General features: G+C 70.8%; 20 protein-coding genes and 1 pseudogene. 11 read left to right on the forward strand and 10 right to left on the reverse strand.

Annotated features, from left to right (window positions below; all coding sequences use genetic code 11):
- Window positions 1-6: 6 nt before the first annotated feature.
- On the reverse strand, window positions 7-933 hold the full coding sequence (locus tag ACFVJQ_RS07515; protein WP_385515337.1) for a DMT family transporter: 927 nt from the start codon (window positions 931-933) through the stop codon (window positions 7-9).
- 74 nt (window positions 934-1007) lie between these two features.
- Between ACFVJQ_RS07515 and ACFVJQ_RS07520 the strand changes: the two genes are divergently transcribed.
- Window positions 1008-1916 carry a LysR family transcriptional regulator gene (locus ACFVJQ_RS07520; RefSeq protein ID WP_385515338.1) on the forward strand — a complete coding sequence of 303 codons (909 nt, stop codon included), beginning with the start codon at window positions 1008-1010 and terminating at the stop codon, window positions 1914-1916.
- Window positions 1917-1925: 9 nt separating this feature from the next.
- On the opposite strand, the gene ACFVJQ_RS07525 is transcribed toward ACFVJQ_RS07520, so the two are convergent.
- Window positions 1926-2393, reverse strand: a complete 468-nt coding sequence (locus ACFVJQ_RS07525; protein ID WP_385515339.1) for a pyridoxamine 5'-phosphate oxidase family protein — start codon at window positions 2391-2393, stop codon at window positions 1926-1928.
- A gap of 112 nt (window positions 2394-2505) precedes the next feature.
- On the opposite strand from ACFVJQ_RS07525, the gene ACFVJQ_RS07530 reads away from it, so the two are divergent.
- On the forward strand, window positions 2506-3147 hold the full coding sequence (locus tag ACFVJQ_RS07530; RefSeq protein WP_385515340.1) for a cysteine hydrolase: 642 nt from the start codon (window positions 2506-2508) through the stop codon (window positions 3145-3147).
- Between the two features lie 3 nt (window positions 3148-3150).
- On the opposite strand, the gene ACFVJQ_RS07535 is transcribed toward ACFVJQ_RS07530, so the two are convergent.
- Window positions 3151-3564: a Rieske (2Fe-2S) protein gene (locus ACFVJQ_RS07535; protein ID WP_224735319.1), complete on the reverse strand. Its 414-nt coding sequence runs from the start codon at window positions 3562-3564 to the stop codon at window positions 3151-3153.
- Between the two features lie 153 nt (window positions 3565-3717).
- Here ACFVJQ_RS07535 and ACFVJQ_RS07540 point away from each other — a divergent pair, with 153 nt between their 5' ends.
- From ACFVJQ_RS07540 to ACFVJQ_RS07570, 7 genes are all read left to right on the forward strand, one after another.
- Window positions 3718-4473: a HipA family kinase gene (locus ACFVJQ_RS07540; protein ID WP_385781690.1), complete on the forward strand. Its 756-nt coding sequence runs from the start codon at window positions 3718-3720 to the stop codon at window positions 4471-4473.
- Window positions 4470-4886 (forward strand): DUF3037 domain-containing protein, encoded by a 417-nt coding sequence (locus ACFVJQ_RS07545; RefSeq protein WP_385515342.1) that lies wholly within the window; start codon window positions 4470-4472, stop codon window positions 4884-4886. Before ACFVJQ_RS07540 ends, ACFVJQ_RS07545 begins: the two co-directional genes overlap by 4 nt.
- A 134-nt stretch (window positions 4887-5020) precedes the next feature.
- A complete protein-coding gene (gene fabG / locus ACFVJQ_RS07550; protein ID WP_385515343.1) occupies window positions 5021-5782 on the forward strand; it encodes a 3-oxoacyl-ACP reductase FabG in 762 nt (253 codons plus the stop codon).
- Window positions 5783-5796: 14 nt separating this feature from the next.
- Window positions 5797-6555: an SDR family oxidoreductase gene (locus ACFVJQ_RS07555; protein ID WP_385781693.1), complete on the forward strand. Its 759-nt coding sequence runs from the start codon at window positions 5797-5799 to the stop codon at window positions 6553-6555.
- A 209-nt stretch (window positions 6556-6764) separates the two neighbouring features.
- Window positions 6765-8348: an ABC transporter substrate-binding protein gene (locus ACFVJQ_RS07560; RefSeq protein WP_385515345.1), complete on the forward strand. Its 1584-nt coding sequence runs from the start codon at window positions 6765-6767 to the stop codon at window positions 8346-8348.
- 81 nt (window positions 8349-8429) lie between these two features.
- Window positions 8430-9122 carry a uracil-DNA glycosylase gene (locus ACFVJQ_RS07565; protein WP_385515346.1) on the forward strand — a complete coding sequence of 231 codons (693 nt, stop codon included), beginning with the start codon at window positions 8430-8432 and terminating at the stop codon, window positions 9120-9122.
- Window positions 9123-9237: 115 nt separating this feature from the next.
- Window positions 9238-9759 carry a hypothetical protein gene (locus ACFVJQ_RS07570; protein ID WP_385515347.1) on the forward strand — a complete coding sequence of 174 codons (522 nt, stop codon included), beginning with the start codon at window positions 9238-9240 and terminating at the stop codon, window positions 9757-9759.
- A 78-nt stretch (window positions 9760-9837) separates the two neighbouring features.
- Here the strand turns inward: ACFVJQ_RS07570 and ACFVJQ_RS07575 are convergent, their stop codons facing one another.
- Window positions 9838-10314, reverse strand: a complete 477-nt coding sequence (locus ACFVJQ_RS07575) for a hypothetical protein (RefSeq protein WP_385515348.1) — start codon at window positions 10312-10314, stop codon at window positions 9838-9840.
- Window positions 10315-10425: 111 nt separating this feature from the next.
- The gene (locus tag ACFVJQ_RS07580) at window positions 10426-10938 is read right to left on the reverse strand and encodes a DinB family protein (protein ID WP_224736955.1); all 513 of its coding nucleotides are present in this window, start codon (window positions 10936-10938) and stop codon (window positions 10426-10428) included.
- Window positions 10939-11138: 200 nt separating this feature from the next.
- Here ACFVJQ_RS07580 and ACFVJQ_RS07585 point away from each other — a divergent pair, with 200 nt between their 5' ends.
- Window positions 11139-12074, forward strand: coding sequence for a Gfo/Idh/MocA family protein (locus tag ACFVJQ_RS07585; protein ID WP_385515349.1), 936 nt, complete (start codon window positions 11139-11141; stop codon window positions 12072-12074).
- On the opposite strand, the gene lnt is transcribed toward ACFVJQ_RS07585, so the two are convergent.
- Entirely contained in the window at window positions 11968-13536 is a 1569-nt protein-coding gene (gene lnt, locus ACFVJQ_RS07590; RefSeq protein WP_385781698.1) for an apolipoprotein N-acyltransferase, read from the reverse strand. The genes ACFVJQ_RS07585 and lnt overlap by 107 nt on opposite strands.
- 66 nt (window positions 13537-13602) lie before the next feature.
- Window positions 13603-14082, reverse strand: a complete 480-nt coding sequence (locus tag ACFVJQ_RS07595) for a nuclear transport factor 2 family protein (protein ID WP_385515351.1) — start codon at window positions 14080-14082, stop codon at window positions 13603-13605.
- Window positions 14083-14175: 93 nt separating this feature from the next.
- Here ACFVJQ_RS07595 and ACFVJQ_RS07600 point away from each other — a divergent pair, with 93 nt between their 5' ends.
- Window positions 14176-14355 carry a DUF4291 family protein gene (locus ACFVJQ_RS07600; RefSeq protein ID WP_385781701.1) on the forward strand — a complete coding sequence of 60 codons (180 nt, stop codon included), beginning with the start codon at window positions 14176-14178 and terminating at the stop codon, window positions 14353-14355.
- A 9-nt stretch (window positions 14356-14364) separates the two neighbouring features.
- On the opposite strand, the gene ACFVJQ_RS07605 is transcribed toward ACFVJQ_RS07600, so the two are convergent.
- From ACFVJQ_RS07605 to ACFVJQ_RS07615, 3 genes and pseudogenes are all read right to left on the reverse strand, one after another.
- A complete protein-coding gene (locus ACFVJQ_RS07605) occupies window positions 14365-16362 on the reverse strand; it encodes a zinc ribbon domain-containing protein (protein WP_385781704.1) in 1998 nt (665 codons plus the stop codon).
- Between the two features lie 374 nt (window positions 16363-16736).
- Window positions 16737-17381, reverse strand: a pseudogene (locus tag ACFVJQ_RS07610) (TerD family protein); the annotation flags it as partial.
- A 643-nt stretch (window positions 17382-18024) separates the two neighbouring features.
- Window positions 18025-18594, reverse strand: coding sequence for a chloramphenicol phosphotransferase CPT family protein (locus ACFVJQ_RS07615; RefSeq protein ID WP_385515353.1), 570 nt, complete (start codon window positions 18592-18594; stop codon window positions 18025-18027).
- Window position 18595 lies beyond the last annotated feature (1 nt).

Here is an 18595-nt window from a genome sequence, read left to right on the forward strand (position 1 = left end):
AGCGGTTCAGGCCCGCCGGACCTGTGTCAGCGCAGCCCCCGCCAGCACGATCGCCGCGCCGACCGGGGTCGACCAGGTCAGCGACTCGCCGAGGATCGCGACGCCCGCGGCCGTGGCGATGACGGGGATGAAGTAGGTGACCATCTGCGCCGTGGTCGGGCCGACCTCGGCGACGAGGCTGAACTGGACGAGCATGGCGAGACCGGTGCCGAGCGCGCCCAAGGCGGCGACAGCGAGCAGCGGCACGACGGGGAACCGGGTCGGCAGGGTGGTGAACAGTGGGGTGACGACCGCCAGTTGGAGTGTGGCGAGCAGCAACTGGGCCCCGGTGAGGGACAGATGCGATTCGCGCGACCCCGCCAGGGTGCGGCGGACGTAGATCCAGCCGATCGGGTAGCTCAGTGAGGCCAGCAGGGCCAGCGCCGTGCCGGTGGCGTCCACCCCGGTGAAGCCCTGCCAGGCGCCGAGCACCGTCAGCACTCCGAGGAAGCCGAGGCCCAGGCCGGCGACCCGGATCCGGGTCGGCCGGTCCTCGGAGAGGGCGACGAGGGACAGGGCCATGCCCCACAGCGGTGACGTGGCGTTGCAGATGCCGGCGAGCGTGGACGGAATCGTCAGCTCGGCGTAGGCGAAGAGGGAGAAGGGCAGCGCGTTGAGCAGGAAGGCGGCCACCGTGAGATGCCCCCAGGTGCGCGCCGCGCGCGGGAGCCGCTCCCGCTGCACGATCATCGCCGCCGCGAGCACCGCCGTGCCGAACACCAGCCGGCCGAGCGTGACCTGGAAGGGGGCGTAGCCCTCGGTGCCCACCTTGATGAGCAGGAAGCTGAAGCCCCAGATCAGCGAGAGGGCGGCGAAGCGGAGCCGCCAGTCGAGGGTGCGGCGGGGGCGGGTGGCGGCGCGGTCGGCCGTGCGGGTGGTGGTGGCGGTGGTCATGGAACCCACGATGGGCGAGCGAACCTCGTAGCACAATCGAGATTTCGCACGCTGTATCTCGTAGCATTGCTTACATGTTGAGCCTGGACCGCCTGCGCACCCTCGACGCCCTCGCCCGGCACGGATCGGTGAGCGGAGCGGCCGAGGGCCTGCACATCACCACCTCGGCCGTCTCGCAGCAACTGGCCAAGCTGGAGCGGGAAGTGGGCCAGCGGCTGCTCGCCAAGCACGGGCGGGGTGTGCGGCTCACGGACGCGGGACGGCTGCTCGCCGAACACGCGGCGCGCATCCTGTCGCAGGTCGAACTGGCCCAGTCCGACCTGGAGGCGCAGCGTGGACAGGTCGCGGGCGAACTGCGGCTGTCGGCGTTCCCGACCGCCGCGCGCGGACTGTTCCCCACGGCGCTCGCCGCGCTGCGCGCCGCGCACCCCGCGCTGCGGCTGCGCTCCTGTGAGCTGGAACCGGAGTACGGGATCAGGGGCGTGGTGCGCGGCGACCTCGACCTGGCGGTCGTCCTCGACTGGTACAACAAGCCGATGCCGCTGCCCGACGGTCTCGTCAAGGCGCCGATCCTGGACGATCCCGCCGATGTGGCGATGCCGGCCGGTCATCCGCTCGCGGGCCGCGACGAGGTGGACCTCGGGGAGTTCGCCGAGGACGAGTGGATCACCTGGGGCGAGGGCGAGTTCTGCCACGAGTGGCTGATGTTCACCCTGCGATCACGGGGCATCGAGCCGATCGTCGGCCACCGCGCCGCCGAGACTCACACCCAGCTCGGGCTGGTCGCCGCCGGTCTCGGCGTGTGCATCGCCCCGCTGCTGGGCCGCCATCCCATGCCGGCCGGGGTCGTCACCGTGCCGCTGAGGCAGCGGGTGCGCCGGCATGTGTACGTCGTCTGGCGGGCGGACGCCGACCGCCGCCCGTCGATCCGGGCGGCGGTGCAGGCACTGCGGGCCGCGGGGGAGCGCGTCGGCGCGAGCTGAGCAGGCGCCCTACAGCGACCCCAGTTTGCGGAAGTCCCAGGAGACGATCTTCTCCGGCGTCAGCCGCACCCACGCGTGCCGCCCGTCGTGCGGCATCTCCTCCAGGCCGAAGTTCTTGCGGGCGAACAGCGTCTCCACCACGTCGAGTTCGGCGCGCAGCTCGCCGGTGCGCGGGATCTCGCCCACGAACTCGACGGTCCCGGACAACTCGACGCCGCGCAGTTCGTCGTACTCCTCGCCCGTGTCGACCACGACGGCCACCCGCGGATCACGCCGCAGATCGGCCCACCGCTTGCTGCGCACCACGGAGTACAGCCACATCGAGGTGCCGTCCCAGGCGAACCACAGCGTGCTCACATGGGGGGCGCCGTCGGCCGACACCGTGGCGACCCGGCACGTGCGCTGGCTGGTCAGGAACTCGTCCAGCTCACCGGGCGTCATCATGATCTTGCGGCCCCGGCGCTGAGTGACTGTCATGCGATTCCCCTCGACAGAACAACACCTGACGATGTGTCAGAAAAGAATGGAGCTTCTTGCGTCCCCGTGCAATGGTGGCTGACCTCACCGGCTCCCACACCGAGGGGGAACCATGCCGTCGTACGAGCACCTCAGTGAACTTCTCGACCCCGCCGTCACCGTGCTCCTCACCGTCGAGTGCCAGCAGGGCGTCGTCGGCCCGGACAGCGCGCTGCCCGAACTCGCCCGTCAGGCCCGCTCCTCGGGCGCCCTCGCCAACATCGCGCGGCTGGTGGCCGCCGCCCACGAGAGCGGCATCCAGGTGATCCACGCCCTCGCCGAACGCCGCCCCGACGGACGGGGCGCCAGCCGTAACGCCCGGCTGTTCCACGCCGCCGAACGGCTCCCCGTCCAGCAGCTGTCCGGCACCACGGCGGTGCGCGTCGCACCCCCGATCGAGGTCGCCGAGGAGGACTTCGTCGTACGCCGGCTGCACGGACTGTCGCCCATCCAGGGCACCGACGTCGACGCGCTGCTGCGCAACCTCGACTGCCGCACCTTGATCGTCACCGGCGTTTCCGCCAACGTCGCCATCCCCAACGCCGTCTTCGACGCCGTGAACCGCGGTTACACGGCCGTCGTGCCGACCGACGCCGTCGCGGGGGTGCCCGCCGACTACACCCCCGCGATGATCCGGCACACCCTCGCCCTGGTCGCCACCCTCGCGACCACCGACGAGGTGCTGGGCTGCTTCGAACGACCCCGTCGGCGCTGACCGTCACGCCATCCTGATCTCGTCCCCCTCCACGGTGATCTCCTCGGCGGGCAGAGGCTGGGTCGCCGGACCTTTCTGCACGCTGCCGTCGGTCGCGGAGAACCGGCTGTCGTGACAGGGGCAGATGATGACCCCGTCCTTGACGTCCTTCACCGCACAGCCCTGATGGGTGCACTTGGAGGAGAACGCCTTGAATTCGCCCGCCGCCGGCTGGGTGACCACCACGCCGCCGAAGACCTTCCCGCCGCCCTCGGGGATGTCGGAGGTCTTGCCGAGGACGGTGCCGGAACCGGATTCGGACGAGTCGTCGCCCGACCCGCACGCGGTCAGCGCGACGGCGAGCCCCGCCGCCCCGGCCGCCGCGATCACGGTACGGCGGGCCGGTCCCGACACGGAGTGAAGCGATTCGCTGGCCATGCTGGGGTTCCCTTCTACGGTCGTCATGTGATGTCCAGCAGTACGGGCCGCGACCGGCCCCGGTTCAGCCGCCACGCGGTTCGTCACCCGATAGAGGCCCCGAGCCGACAGCCTGCGCCCCAACCGTCCCGAACGCCCCAGTAACCTGGGGCGATGCTCAAGGAAGTCATCGCGACCCGCTACATCACGCCCCTGCGTGAGGGCGGCTCGCTGCCGGGGCTCGTCGAGGCCGACGATCTCGGGATGTACGTCATGAAGTTCACCGGTGCCGGCCAGGGCCGCAAGACACTCGTGGCGGAGGTCGTCTGCGGCGAACTCGCCCGCCGGCTGGGCTTCAGGGTGCCGCGCCTGGTGACGGTCGAGCTCGACCCGCTGCTGGGGCTCGGCGAACCGGACCAGGAGGTGCAGGAGCTGCTGAAGTCCAGCGGTGGCACCAACCTCGGCATGGACTTCCTGTCCGGCGCGCTCGGTTTCGACCCGCTCGCCTTCGCGGTGAGCCCCGAGGAAGCGGGGCGGATCGTCTGGTTCGACGCGCTGGTGAACAACGTCGACCGCTCCTGGCGCAACCCCAACCTGCTGATGTGGCATGGCGAGCCGTGGCTCATCGACCACGGCGCGACCATGATCTGGCACCACAACTGGCCCGGCGCCGAAGCTTCCGCGCTGCGGCCCTACGACGCCTCCGACCACGCCCTGCGCTCCTTCGCCCCGGACGTCACCGCGGCCGCCGCCGTGCTCGCGCCCCTCGTCACCGAGGAACTGCTGGCCGAGGTCACCGCCGAGATTCCCGACGCGTGGCTGACCGGCGAGCCCGGCTTCGACACGCCCGACGACCTGCGTCGGGCCTATGCGCGACCACTGCTCGCGCGCGCTGCCGTCATCCACGAACGCGTTCAGGGGGTCAAGTGAGCGAGCGCCACATCACCAGGGCCGGCCAGGGCGGCGGCCGGGACGTCTTCGAGTACGCCCTCCTGCGGGTCGTGCCGCGCGTCGAGCGCGGCGAGTGCATCAACGCGGGAGTGCTCGTGTACTGCCGTGCCAAGGCGTACGTCGGCGCCCGCACGCACCTCGACGAGGCGCGGCTGCTGGCCCTTGACCCGGAGGCCGACCTGGCCGGCGTACGCGCCGCGCTGCGTGCCGTCGAGAGCGTGTGCGGCGGCGGGGAGGCGGCCGGGCAGGCGGCCGGCGACGACGCGGGACGCCGTTTCCGCTGGCTGATCGCGCCCCGCTCGACGGTCGTCCAGCCCGGGCCGGTGCACACCGGGCTGACCGCCGATCCGGCGGCCGAGACGGAGCGTTTGCTCGACCTGCTGGTGAGGTGATGGATCACATGCACCCGATGGGCCGTTGACACCGGGTGCCAGGGCTTCTAGCGTCACGTCTGCTGAAGGTACTAAGCGGTCGCTCATCGAAGAGCGTGCCGCTGAGCCGCATCCAAGGGCGAGGAGTAGCAGCAATGTCCACCACTGAGCAGCGGGTCGCAGTCGTCACCGGTGCCGCGCGCGGCATCGGCGCCGCCACCGCCGTACGCCTGGCGGCCGAGGGCCGCGCGGTCGCCGTGCTCGACCTCGACGAGGCCGCCTGCAAGGACACCGTGGAGAAGATCACCGCGGCGGGCGGCCGGGCCATCGCGGTCGGCTGCGACGTCTCCGACGAGGCACAGGTCGAGGCGGCCGTCGCGCGCATCGCCGAGGAGCTCGGCGCGCCGTCGATTCTTGTCAACAACGCGGGTGTGCTCCGCGACAACCTGCTGTTCAAGATGAGCGTCGCCGAGTGGGACACCGTCATGAACGTGCACCTGCGCGGCGCCTTCCTGATGTCCCGGGCCTGCCAGAAGCACATGGTCGACGCCGGCTTCGGCCGGATCGTCAACCTCTCCTCGTCCTCCGCCCTCGGCAACCGCGGCCAGGTCAACTACTCCGCCGCCAAGGCCGGTCTGCAGGGCTTCACCAAGACCCTCGCCAAGGAGCTCGGCAAGTTCGGCATCACCGCCAACGCCGTCGCCCCCGGCTTCATCGCCACCGACATGACCGCCGCCACCGCCGAACGCGTCGGCATGGGCTTCGAGGACTTCAAGGCCGCGGCCGCCTCCATGATCCCGGTACAGCGTGTCGGCGAGCCGGAGGACATCGCCAACGCCATCGCCTTCTTCACGGGCGACGCGGCCGGCTTCGTTTCCGGCCAGGTGCTGTACGTGGCCGGCGGACCGCTCGACTAAAGAGGATCACTTCCATGGAACTCCCGGAGCTTTCGGGCAAGGTCGCGCTCGTCACGGGCGCCAGCCGCGGCATCGGCTACGGCGTCGCCGAGGCGCTCGTGGCACGCGGTGACCGCGTGTGCATCACCGGCCGCAACGAGGACGCCCTCAAGGAGGCCGTCGAGCAGCTCGGCGCCGACCGGGTCATCGGCGTGGCCGGCAAGGCCCACGACGTCGACCACCAGGCAGTCGCCGTCGAGCGCACGATGGACGCCTTCGGCCGGGTCGACTACCTGGTCAACAACGCCGGTACGAACCCGGTGTTCGGGCCGATCGCCGACCTCGACCTCGATGTCGCGCGCAAGGTGTTCGAGACCAATGTCGTCTCGGCGCTCGGGTTCGCCCAGCGCACCTGGCACGCCTGGCAGAAGGACAACGGCGGCGCGATCGTCAACATCGCGTCCGTGGCCGGCGTCTCCGCCTCGCCCTTCATCGGCGCGTACGGCATCAGCAAGGCCGCGATGATCAACCTGACCCTGCAGCTGGCGCACGAGTTCGCGCCCAAGGTGCGGGTCAACGCGATCGCCCCGGCCGTCGTGAAGACCAAGTTCGCGCAGGCCCTGTACGAGGGCCGCGAGGCGGAGGCCGCCGCGGCCTACCCGCTGGGCCGGCTCGGCGTGCCCTCCGACATCGGCGGCGCCGCCGCGTTCCTCACCTCGGCGCAGGCCGACTGGATCACCGGCCAGACGCTCGTCGTGGACGGCGGCATCTTCCTCAACGCCGGCGTGGGCTGACCGGGCCGGGGACACACAGGGGCGTCGGCTCCGTCGGCGTGACGCGGATCCGTTGACGGAAACGGCGCCCCTGTCCACGTACAGGCACCGCACGGGGCGATGACAACGTCGTCATCGCGATGTTGATCAAGTCCCTCGCGCAACTGCGGTTCAGCCGGCCGAGCACTGCGATAAGGTCTGCCGACCCTTGGTATGGCAGATCGAGGAGCGTGCGCGTGTTCAACCGGAACCGAGGCCTGCGGCAGTTGGCCGCGATCGCATCCATATCCCTGGTGGCCGGATGCAGCCTGTTCTCGGAGGGCGAGACCGGTGACGACGGACCGATCGTCGTGGGGACCACCAGCGCCCCCAGCACGCTGGATCCGGCCGCTTCCTGGGACGGCTCCTGGGAGCTGTTCCGCAACGTCTACCAGACGCTGCTGAGCTACCCCAACGGCGCCACCACGCCCCAGCCCGACGCCGCCGAGAACTGTGCGTTCACCGACAGCACCAACCGGGCGTACCGCTGCGAGCTGCGGGAGGGCCTGACGTTCTCCGACGGCGGCGCGATCGACGCGCAGGCCGTCAAGCACTCGATCGACCGGATCACCGCCATCAACGCGCCGGGCGGGCCCGCCGGGCTGCTGGGCAGCCTGGACCGGGTGCAGGCGCTGGGCGACCGCGAGGTGGTCTTCCACCTGAAGACCGCCGACGCCACCTTCCCGTTCGTGCTCGCCACCCCGGCCATGTCCATCGTCGACCCCGACGACTACCCGGCCGACTCCCTGCGCGAGGACGGCGGAGTCACCGGGTCCGGGCCGTACAGGCTCGACGCGTACGACGAGGGCAGTCAGGCCGAACTCGTCCGGAACGACAGCTACAAGGGCTTCGCCGAGCGCAGAAACGATGCCGTGACCATCCGCTACTTCCAGGACTCCGGCGCCATGGTCAAGGCCCTGCGGGAGCAGCGCATCGACGTGACCTACCGCGGCCTCGCCGCCGACGACATCGTCGCCCTGGAGGGCGAGGACTCCGACAGGCTGCAACTGGTCGAGGGCGCCGGCACCGACATCAGCTACCTGGTGTTCAACCCCAAGGACGAGTGGGCCGGCAACCCTGCGGTACGCAAGGCCATCGCCCAGATCGTCGACCGGCCGACCATCACCCACACGATCTACAAGGACACCGTCGACCCCCTGTACTCGATGGTCCCCAAGGGCCTCACCGGCCACACCACGGGCTTCTTCGACAACTACGGCGACCCCGACCCGGACAAGGCCCGCACGATCCTCACCGAGGCCGGCATCACCGAGCCCGTCCCGCTCACCCTCTGGTACACCACCGACCGCTACGGCTCCGAGACCGCCGTTCTGTTCAAGGAGCTGAAGCGTCAGCTGGAGGCCTCGGGCCTGTTCGAGATCACCCTCAAGAGCCGGCCCTGGAAGACGTACGTCGAGGGCTACCAGAAGGGCGAGTACCCGGTGTTCGGCCGCGGCTGGTTCCCCGACTTCCCCGATGCCGACAACTACATCGCGCCCTTCGTCGGCGAGGAGAACGCCCTCGGCACGCCGTACCCCGCGCCCGAGATCACCAAGGACCTGCTGCCCCGCTCCCGCGAGGAGAGCGACCGCGCCCAGGTGGAGCGGGAATTCGAGGAGGCCCAGGAGATCCTCGTCGACGACGCGCGCCTGCTGCCGCTGTGGCAGGGCAAGCAGTATGTCGCCGCGAGCGAGGAGATCTCCGGCGGGGAGCGCGCGCTGGACCCGTCGACGATCATGATGGTGTGGGAGTTGTACCGCAAGACCAGCTGGTGAGGCCGTCCGCTGGGTCGATTGTCAGTGGTCGCCGGTAGGTTCTGTGCTCTGGAAGCGACCGCACACCGTGAGGAAGTTGACGTGACCGACATCGCCATGCTGCCCGAGTCCTGGCGCGGGGTTCTGGGCGACGAACTGCACAAGCCCTACTTCAAGGAGCTGACGGAGTTCGTCGAGGAGGAGCGGGCGAAGGGGCCCGTCTACCCTCCGCGCGAGGAGGTCTTCGCCGCGCTCGACGCCACGCCGTACGAGCAGGTGAAGGTCCTGATCCTCGGCCAGGACCCGTACCACGGCGAGGGCCAGGGCCACGGCCTGTGCTTCTCGGTGCGTCCCGGGGTGAAGACCCCGCCCTCGTTGCGCAACATCTACAAGGAGATGCACGAAGAGCTCGGCCTGCCGGTCCCGGACAACGGCTATCTGATGCCCTGGGCCCGGCAGGGTGTGCTGCTGCTCAACGCGGTGCTCACGGTCCGCGCCGGCGAGGCCAACTCGCACAAGGGCAAGGGCTGGGAGAAGTTCACCGACGCGGTGATCCGCGCGGTGGCCGAGCGGCCCGACCCGGCGGTCTTCGTGCTCTGGGGGAACTACGCGCAGAAGAAGCTCCCGCTGATCGACGAGAGCCGGCACGTGGTGGTGAAGGGTGCGCACCCCTCGCCGCTGTCGGCCAAGAAGTTCTTCGGCTCCCGCCCGTTCACGCAGATCAACGCGGCGATCGCCGCGCAGGGGCACGAGCCGGTCGACTGGCGTGTTCCGAACCTGGGCGACCTGGGCTGACCTCGGAGGTCGGGGTGCGGCCGATCCTCTGGGTCGGCCCCGCCTCGCCGTGATTGTCGGTGGCTGCCGCTAGCGTCGGGACGGATCGGACGTCGGTGAGTGCTGGGAGAGTGCGGTGGCGGAGCGACAGGAGCAGGCGGCGCCGGATGCCGTGATGACGCGGATCGGGCAGGTCGTCATGCTGCATCACGCGGGCGACCGCGAGGAGGCCCGGCACCGCTTCCTGCAACTGTGGGCGGAGATCGGCGAGGACGGCGACCCGCTGCACCGGTGCACGCTGGCGCACTACATGGCCGACACCCAGGACGACCCCTCGGACGAACTGGCCTGGGACCTGCGGGCGTTGACGGCCGCCGAGGAGCTCACGGACGACCGGCTCGCCGCACACGAAGACGCCCTCGCCGTCCGTGCCCTCTACCCCTCCCTGCACCTCAATCTCGCCGCCGACTACGTCAAGCTCGGCCGCTCCGAGGCCGCCCGCACTCATCTGCACCGGGCCCGCGGTGCGGCCGACGCCCTCGGCGACGACAGCTACGGGGAGGGAGTGCGCGCGGCGATCGGGCGGTTGGCACTACGGCTGGGCGAGGACGGGGCGGCCGGCGGGGCGACGTGGGGGCCACCCAGGCAGCGACCTTGACGCCTCCGCCGTTGGGGCAGCGGCCCTGCTGGCGCCTCTGCCCAGCGGCGCGACTGCGCGGAGCTGCGGTGCGCCCTGTCAACGGCCGTACGTCCGCTCGCAGATCACCGCCTCGGCGCTGTCCGGCCGCCAGCCGCCGTAGTTCCTGCCGAGGGCGCACACATCCGTGGTGTCCCGGAGCGTGTCCGACACGTCCGGGAGCCGGATGACCGGAGACGGCGACTGCCAGGGCTCCGAACGCTCCGGTCGGGACTGTCGGCTCGGTTGCGGGCGGGGCGTCGGCGGCTGGTGGACCGGCGGCGGGGTCGAGGCTGCCGTACGGCGTGGCGTCGCAGGTACCGAGGGCTGACGGGACGGGCCGATGAGCTCCAGTGCCTCACGGGCCGGCGCCTGCACGATCTGCGGCTCGGTCCGGCCGTCCGGGCCGGCCGGCGACTGCTGGGACGGCGCCGTCGGCGGCCCGGCCACAGGCGGGCCCTGGACCGTCGTACAGCCGGCCAGGGCCGAGACAGCCACGGTGACCAGGAGCGTTGCGGTGGTCGTCGTTCGATGCACCCGCGCAACTCTGCTGCTTCCCGGCCCCTCGGGCCCAGCGGACGAGCGCAGGTTGCTCCGGACGGGTGATCCCCGCCCTCGTACGAAGGGCGGGGGCCCGGCGAGGTGACGTCAGTCGCCGGTGGCGCCGTCGATGCGTTCGCGGATCAGATCGGCGTGGCCGTTGTGGCGCGCGTACTCCTCGATCATGTGCGTGTAGATCCAGCGCAGGCTGAAGGGTTCGTCGGTGAACCTGCTGCGGCCCTTGGACAGGTCGTCCAGGGCGAAGCCGGCCGCGTTGCGCCGGGCGATCTCGATCTCGGCCTGCCAGGTGGCGTACGCCTCCTCCCAGGTGTCCGCCTCGGTGAGGTGGAACTCGCCGTCGCGGTCCTCCTCGGTGTAGTAGATCGGCCCCGGGTCGTCGCCCACCAGCACCTTGCGGAACCAGCCGCGCTCGCACTCCGCCAGGTGCCGCACCAGCCCCATCAGGGACAACTCGGACGGCTCCACGGACGCGGTCCTGAGCTGGGCATCGCTCAGCCCCTCGCACTTCAGGGCGAGGGTCTGCCGGTGGTACTCCAGCCATCCCTCCAGCATGGTGCGTTCGTCGGCGTTCTGGGCAGGCTCACGGCGCTCGGTCGTCATATGCGCATCCTGTCCCAACTCCGCCGGTTTCTCGAGGAGTTTCACGAGCGGCCCCGCACGCAATGCCACTGCGGCCGCCCTGTCGAAGGCGGGACCGGCGCTCGTCCTGCGCAGCTTCGGCGACATCGCCGACCGGCGGCCGCCGCAGCAGCCGTATGCTTCCGTCGGAACAGGCGCAGGCAGGCGGTGGAGGAGAACCAGTGAAGGTCGGCTGCATCGGACTCGGCGACATCGCGCAGAAGGCATATCTGCCGGTACTCGCCGTCCAGCCCGGAGTCGACCTGCACCTGCAGACCCGCACCCCGGCGACCCTCACCCGAGTCGCCGACAGCCTCCACCTGCCGTCGGCCCAGCGGCACACCACCCTCGACGACCTCCTCGCCCAGGGCCTCGACGCCGCCTTCGTGCACGCGCCGACCGAGGCGCACCCCGAGATCGTCACCCAGCTGCTCCAGGCGGGCGTACCGACGTACGTCGACAAGCCGCTGGCGTACGAACTCGCCGACTCCCAACGGCTCGTGGCGCTCGCCGAGGAACGGAGTGTGAGCCTGGCCGTCGGCTTCAACCGGCGGCACGCGCCGGCGTACGCGCAGTGCGCCGAGCATCCGCGCGAGCTCATCCTGATGCAGAAGAACCGGATCGGGCTCCCGGAGGAGCCGCGCACGATGATCCTCGACGACTTCATCCATGTTGTCGACACACTGCGCTTCCTGGTGCCGGGCCAGATCGACGACGTGACGGTGCGGGCCCGGACCGAGCACGGGTTGGTCCACCACGTGGTGCTGCAACTGGCCGGCGACGGCTTCACCGCGCTGGGTGTCATGAACCGGCTCAGCGGCTCTGCCGAGGAGATCCTGGAGGTCTCCGGGCAGGACACCAAGCGGCAGGTGCTCAACCTCGCCGAGGTGATCGACCACAAGGGGCAGCCGACGGTGCGACGGCGCGGGGACTGGGTGCCGGTGGCCCGCCAGCGCGGTATCGAGCAGGCGGTGCTGGCCTTCCTGGACGCCGTGCGCGCGGGCCGGCTGCTCAGCGCCCGGGACGCGCTGGCGACTCACGAGCTGTGCGAGCAGGTGGTACACGCGGTCCTGGAGCGCGCGGGCGCGGCCGCCGGGCCCGTAGCGCCCCCTCGGTGACACCGAGGGCGGCGAGCACCAGCACGGCCCCGTACACCGGCCAGTCGCCGAAGCGGACGTACGGCGTGACCCCGTCCGCCAGCGGCACCTCGTAGACCTGCGTGGTGCTCGCGTCCGTACCGAGCCAGGGGCCGATCCGCTGCCCTTCCGGTCCGTGGACGGCGGAGACGCCGGTCAGCGTCGCGTGCACCATCGGGCGGCCGGACTCCGCGGCGCGCAGGGCGGCGAGCGAGGCGTGCTGCGGGGGCGCCCAGCTCTGCTGGAACGTGGACGTCGCCGACTGGGCGACGAGTATGTCCGCGCCGTCCTCGGCGAGGTGACGGCTCATGTCGGGGAACGCCGACTCGAAGCAGACCAACGGGCCGATCCGCAGCCCGTCGCCCACGTCCATCACCACCTGCGCGGTACCCCGCCTGCGGTCCTCGCGCGCCGCCTCGCCGACGGACGTCGCCCAGCCGAGCAGCGAGCGGGCCGGGACGTACTCGCCGAAGGGGACCAGCCGCATCTTGTCGTAGCGTTCGCCGGTCAGGCCGTCGGGGCCGATCAGGATCGAGCTCTTGTAGATACCGGGCCGGTCCGAGCGCCGCGCGTCGACGTTGACCAGGATCGGCGCCGCGGTCTCGCGTGACAGTGCCGCGATGCGTTGCGCCAGATCGGGGCGGGCGCCGAGGTCGAAGCCGACACTGCTCTCGCCCCAGACGATCAGGTCGACGTCCTGCCCGGCGAGCTGTCGGGTCAGCTGCTCCTCGCGGTCGAACCGGCGGTCGGGGCCGGCCACGACCCCCGGCTGCACGACCGCCACCCGGACATGGCCGTCGGTCTCGGGGCGCGGCGACCACATCCACGCCGCCGAACCGACCGCCGCCGTGGCGACCAGACCGGCCACCGCGGGCACCCGCGACCTGCGCACCGCGACGAGGACGGCGACGGCGACGTTGACGACCACCAGCAGGAGGCTGAGCAGCCACACCCCACCCACCGACGCGAGCCGCAGCGCCGGTTCCAGCTGCCACTGACTGGCGCCCAGCATGCCCCACGGCCCGCCCAGTCCCTGCCAGGAACGGACCAGTTCCACCGCCAGCCAGCCCGAGGGCAGGACGAGCAGGGCGGCCGCGATCCTGCCCGGCGACGGCACTCCGGAGAGCAATCGCCGCACCAGCCATCCCCAGGGCGCCCAGAGCGCGCCGAGCAGCGCCGCGGTGACGAACGTGAACACATGCAGGTTCGGCAACAGCCAGTGGTGCACGGCCAGCATGAAGCCGAAGCCGCCGCACCAGCCGTCGTACAGCGCCCGCCGCCCGGTCGGCGCGGTACGGGCGAGCAGGATCCACGGGACCAGGGCGACGAAGGCGAACCACCACAGGGACGGGGCGGGAAAGGCGAGCATGGGCAGGGCGCCCGCTGCCACGGCGACCGCGGAACGCCGCCACGGGGAGGCGAGCCAGCGGCCCAACGTCTTCATACGGCGCCTCCCTACCCGTGGATCCAGTGTCGCGCTGACGACGATCTCGGTACAGAGGGCGTCGGCTCAGTTGATCACGGGTACTTCGGCCTTCTCGGGCAGTCGCCGCCACTTCTCCTGAACGATCACCTCGCGCAGCCGCCAGCCGTCGTCGGTCCGCAGCAGCCCGAAGGCGTACCGGCCGCCGCACACGAAGTCGGGCTCCGTGGAGCCCTCGTCGGCGAAACGCATCGGATTGACGTAGTCGGCCTGGACCCGTGCCGTGTCGCCGGTGTCCCGCTCCAGAACGTCGAACCGCATCCGGCGGTTGACGATCAGATGCTGCCGCATCGAGAACACCCGCAGGCTCTCGGCGAGCCACGCGGCCACCTGGCGGGCGTCGCCTTCGATACCGCCGGCCGAGCGGTAGTCCGCCCGTCCGTCCGATGTGAACAGATTTCGGTACGCCTCCCAGTCGCCGTCGTCCACTGCCACGGCGTAGTCGGTGATCAGTCCGTCGACGGCGAGCCGGTCCATCACGGCCGCGAGCTCCACACGCTGCGTCATCGGCTCAGTGTTGGGCACGGGGCGGGCCGCGCCAAGAGGGCGTGCCGTGATATTCGGTGCTCGTGGCGGCTGCCGCGGGCGAGGCTGTTCCGTGTGAATGATCAGGTCGACCAGCCGGAACCCAGATTCCGGATACGAGCCCGCCACACCGAGTCCACGATCACCGTCTACGAGGTGTACCACCCGGGGATCGGCTGGGCGGCGGCCCCCGACGGCCGCTTCCCGCCGTCCTGGAAGCGGGACCGTATGACGTGGATCAAGCACTGCTCATAGCGTCTCTGATCAGCTAAGCGATCCTGAGTCGGATTGAGTTTCCGGGATCGTTTCCCACCGTGGCGGGGAAGCGTGGGCGTGGAGATGGAACCCCGCGCCCAGTGCCGCCCCTCGTGGCCGGTGTCGGCGGGATGGGGGTCCCCCCGGACGAAGTCTGGGGGAGGAGGTGCTGATCGTCGTCACGCCCTGGTGCCGGTGGGCTGCGCGGGGCAGCCGGGTCCGGCCCGGTGGTGCGTGTCCCTCCGGACGCTTGCCCGCCGGACCGCAGGGGCCGGTGGGGGAGGGTGCCCTGCGTCGCCTGGGCGCGGGGCGTGTGGTTCTGCGCCGGGTGGGTCCGGTCTTCGACCGGTCCTTCCGGCTGGTCTTCGTGGCCGGGGTGACCACGGCTCGGGCTTCGAGCTTGTCCACGACCGACCGGATGACCATGGCGCCGCTGGCGCGGTCCACCACGGTCTTGGTCTGGTGGGTCAGGCCGCGTGCCGCGATACGCCGCCAGGCGCCGTGGTCACGGTCGCCCTGCCAGGCGCAGTCGTGGTTGGGGCAGACGGCCCACTTCCAGCCCGGGACGGTCGGCCGGTCCGGGGCCTTGCGGTGCCGCAGCGGGGTGAGGCACCGCGGGCAGTGCCTGGAGGTGTTCCGGGCCGGGACCATGACCACGGCGATACCGGCTTCGGCGGCCAGGTGCCGCATGCGGTCGGTGATCTGGCCGCGTACTTGCTGGGACAGGCGGGTGTTCATGGTGCGGCCCATGCCGGATGCTTCCATCGACCGCAGGTCTTCCAGGTAGATCACGCCTGCCCCGGCGGCGATCGCCTGATCGACCGCCCAGCGGGCGGCGGCCCACGCCAGGGCGTCGTTGAGGTTCGAGCGGCGGTCGGACACGTGCCGGATCTCGTCGGCCAGGACCGCATGCCTGGCGGTCAGCGGGTGTCGTTCGTCGTCGGAGAGCCGCTGGTAGTGGTCGGTCTTCGCGTGCAGGCGCTCGGACTGGCGGCGCAGCCGGTGCTGTTTGGTGAGGACGCCGGCGGCGCGGAACTGGGCGCCGGAGCCGAGGGCGGTGATGGTGCCATCAGCGTGGAGTCTGGCCGCGCCCGCGCTGAGGAGGGTGTTCAGGCCCCAGTCCACGCCGAGCGCGACCGTGTGTCCGGTGGGGGCGGCCTTCGGGACGGCGTGGGTATAGGCGAGATCGGCATGCACGCGACCAGCGTGGAGGCGCAGGGTGGGCAGGTGCAGCACCGCACCGGCCGGGATCGTCGGCGGCAGGCTGATGGGACACGCGACCCATGTCCAGTCCTTGTAGGAGGACGGGGCGGGCCGAGTGGGCAGCTGCAGGCGCAGCAGGGCTCGGCCGGGATCGTCGGCGCGTTCGATGGTGGCCTGCTGGCCGTCACATGCGGACAGCAGCAGCATGCGCGCTGTGTGGGGCGTGGGCTCCAGTTCGAAGGCGTCGGCCGGCATCCGGCCCGTCTTCCGGGCGAAGGCCGCCGTCTGACGGGTGCGGGACCTGATCACACTGGAGGGCAGGTACTGCCCGCCGGGCACTGCCTCGCGTACCGCGTCCCACTCGCCGGCCGTGCGTCTGGCTGGATCTCCCGGCCACGTGGCCAGGATTCCGGCGGTCAGGTCGGCACGCCACTTCGCCGACCGCAGAACGCGCCCGGCCTGCTCCTGCGCCATCCGCACGATCCGGTCATTGACCTTGACCCCCTCGGACGGCTGAGCGGTCCAGCCCAGGCGGCGCAGCGCCATCCACGCCTTCGACGGCAGCCTCCGGCCGCCTGCATCCTCCCCGGATGCCAGCACGTTCACGTCGGCGGCATTCCAGTGCTCCGTCATCAGCGCGTCGGCCATGCCGGACACCAGCTCGGCGCACCACCCCACACGCTCCACGAGCACGGAGGCGGTCAGGAGTTCGCCGGTCTTCTCGTCCACCCCGGCACGCAACAGTCCGCGGGCGCATGCGGTACGGGAGGTCTCGCCGTCGGCGAGTGGCAGCTTCCGGCTCACCAGTACCCCCCTTTTTCCGTGCGTGGTGCTGTCATCCGATCAACGACAGCCCCGCGAAAGGGTCATGCATTCGATCGACGTATTCATACGCGACACCGGTACAGGCATCGGCCACAGGCGCGGCGCCAACAGACATGGCATCACTACGGATCACAAAGGAAACAGGTGAGCCTCGTGCCCGACGGGCATCGCTCCGGCACCGGAGGCCACGGACAAGTAGCCGGTGTGAGCGCAGGTGTCTGAAGAGCGCGGCCGTGGTACCGGCAACCCGCACGGTGCTGCGGCGGGTGCTCTCCGTCGCAGTGAACGGGAGTCGAAAATCAGTGCCCGGAAATCGCCCTGCCCGCCGTCTCCGCGAGGGCCGTTTCCCCGCCGCGTGGAAGCGCTGACCGTCTCGGGGCGTCAGGCCGCCGAGGAGCGGGGACGGCCCCCAGGGGCCCTTGCGGCGTCGGTTCGTCAGCCGACGCCGGTGCCGTCATGTCCCCTGATCGGCGATGGCGGCGTTGTCCTGTGCTTCCTCTGCCGCGTTGTCCTCGATGTCTACGCCGAAGTCCGTGGCCAGACCGGCGAGGCCCGTGTCGTGGCCCTGACTGACGGCGCGGAACTTCCACCCTTTGCCACACGGCACAGCTCGCCGAAGATGATCGCGCTCACCGAGTCGGCGTCGTCGATGGCGAAGTGGAGGAGTTCCTCACCGCTCCCGTCCGCCAACGACAGCTTCACGTCCTCCAGTTCTCCGAAGCGAGCGCCTCGTACCGGCTGGCAGCCACGACGATGCGGTCGACCTCGGACGGGACCGCGGTCAAGCCGAAGCTGATCCGATCCTCGCTTCCGTCTGCCGTCGGCATCTTGCCCAGAAGCTGCACGCTCCCGTCGGCGGCAACCGGGTTGTCGGCGGCAACCGGGTTGTTGGAGAAGTCGGCGTCGCTGCGGACCTTGCCGTTCGCGTGCAGCAACAGGACGGACGCATCGGCATCCCCTTCGCCGGTCGGGCGCCCCCAGCCCAGACTGACGATCACCGACGTTCTCGCTCAGAGCTGCCCCGTACCGGCGCCCGGGCAGCGAGCACCGTTTGCCGGGACAAGATCGCGACCAGGCAATTGGCCCCCGCGCGGCCCGCCGTCCCGGAACCGGCGGGCCAGCGCCTCCAAAGGCGCCGGCGCGGGGTAAGCGGAACCTACGCCTCCGCCAGTCAAAACGGAAGACCCTTGTTTTCCGCAGCGGGCAGGCCGCCACGGTCATCGAACCAACGCCTGACATCATCCGTTGACATCAAGGACCTCGGACAGCGGCGTACCTCCTGGAAAACCGGCATACGCCGCGCGGCGGCAGCGGCACTCGGCAGGTCGGCACGGGCCGCCCCCAGGCCACTCCATTAGTCCGAGCCTGCCGTGTTCGGGCCGATCGCCTCCGACCCGACCGTCTCCCCATGGTCGACACCTCGCCGCGGGCGGGAAGCGGGCCCCGGCCGCGATCCGGACCGGGCGAGCTGATGTCCGCGAACACGTCCCAAGCCGGCCGGTGACGCCTCATTTGCTGGAGACGCCTCAAGAAGGCCCGTCCGCGATCGTGTTACGAGCTCCAAGGGTGTGCGTAAGGGCTGTCCCGTAAACGATCTTCAGTCCAGTCGGAAACGAGTGGCGGTCAGGGCGGTGAGCGTCGTCAGCTGCCCGCGCGCAGACGCTGGAAGGCGGTGGGAGTGGGTCTGGCAGGCAGGAAGTCCCTGATGCGGCGGGCGCATTCGAGGGGGGTGGAGACGCTGGTGTCGCACTCGAGGTCGTAGACGCCGTGGGCGTGGACCTGCTTCAGCTGGCGGGCGGCGAGTCCGACGGGCCGGTTCCCGCGCTCACGCTCTCGCCGCTCCAGCTCGTCCAGGGGGCAGTGCACGCCGACGAGGACCACGTCCTGCGGTACGAACAGTGACAGGCAGTCCCGGAGCCGCCACTCGGCACTGAGAATGTGGTCCATGACGACGTTGTTGCCGGCGGCGGCCATTCCGGCGACTGCGCGGTGGTAGCCCTGCCAGGTCCGGTGCAGCATCGTGTCCAGTTGGTCCGGCGGGACGGGGGTGGGGGACCGCATCGCGTGGAAAGCGTCGACCGGCATGTGGAAGTACGGTTCGGCGAGGATCCGCAGCAACTCGGCCGCGATGCTCGACTTGCCGGAACTGGACGTGCCGTTGAGGAAGACGACGAGACCGCGCCGCGGCGGCACGTCAGCGAGATGGTTCATG

The organism is Streptomyces sp. NPDC127197 (genome assembly GCF_042672405.1).
In the GTDB taxonomy this organism is placed as follows: Bacteria; Actinomycetota; Actinomycetes; order Streptomycetales; family Streptomycetaceae; genus Streptomyces; species Streptomyces flavusporus.

Excerpts from the sequence above, each read along its gene's own strand:
- ACFVJQ_RS07515 (WP_385515337.1), bottom strand. The coding sequence starts at position 933 with ATGACCACCGCCACCACCACCCGCACGGCCGACCGCGCCGCCACCCGC.
- ACFVJQ_RS07520 (WP_385515338.1), top strand. The coding sequence starts at position 1,008 with ATGTTGAGCCTGGACCGCCTGCGCACCCTCGACGCCCTCGCCCGGCAC.
- ACFVJQ_RS07525 (WP_385515339.1), bottom strand. The coding sequence starts at position 2,393 with ATGACAGTCACTCAGCGCCGGGGCCGCAAGATCATGATGACGCCCGGT.
- ACFVJQ_RS07530 (WP_385515340.1), top strand. The coding sequence starts at position 2,506 with ATGCCGTCGTACGAGCACCTCAGTGAACTTCTCGACCCCGCCGTCACC.
- ACFVJQ_RS07535 (WP_224735319.1), bottom strand. The coding sequence starts at position 3,564 with ATGGCCAGCGAATCGCTTCACTCCGTGTCGGGACCGGCCCGCCGTACC.
- ACFVJQ_RS07540 (WP_385781690.1), top strand. The coding sequence starts at position 3,718 with ATGCTCAAGGAAGTCATCGCGACCCGCTACATCACGCCCCTGCGTGAG.
- fabG (WP_385515343.1), top strand. The coding sequence starts at position 5,021 with ATGTCCACCACTGAGCAGCGGGTCGCAGTCGTCACCGGTGCCGCGCGC.
- ACFVJQ_RS07555 (WP_385781693.1), top strand. The coding sequence starts at position 5,797 with ATGGAACTCCCGGAGCTTTCGGGCAAGGTCGCGCTCGTCACGGGCGCC.
- ACFVJQ_RS07580 (WP_224736955.1), bottom strand. The coding sequence starts at position 10,938 with ATGACGACCGAGCGCCGTGAGCCTGCCCAGAACGCCGACGAACGCACC.
- lnt (WP_385781698.1), bottom strand. The coding sequence starts at position 13,536 with ATGAAGACGTTGGGCCGCTGGCTCGCCTCCCCGTGGCGGCGTTCCGCG.
- ACFVJQ_RS07595 (WP_385515351.1), bottom strand. The coding sequence starts at position 14,082 with ATGACGCAGCGTGTGGAGCTCGCGGCCGTGATGGACCGGCTCGCCGTC.
- ACFVJQ_RS07615 (WP_385515353.1), bottom strand. The coding sequence starts at position 18,594 with ATGAACCATCTCGCTGACGTGCCGCCGCGGCGCGGTCTCGTCGTCTTC.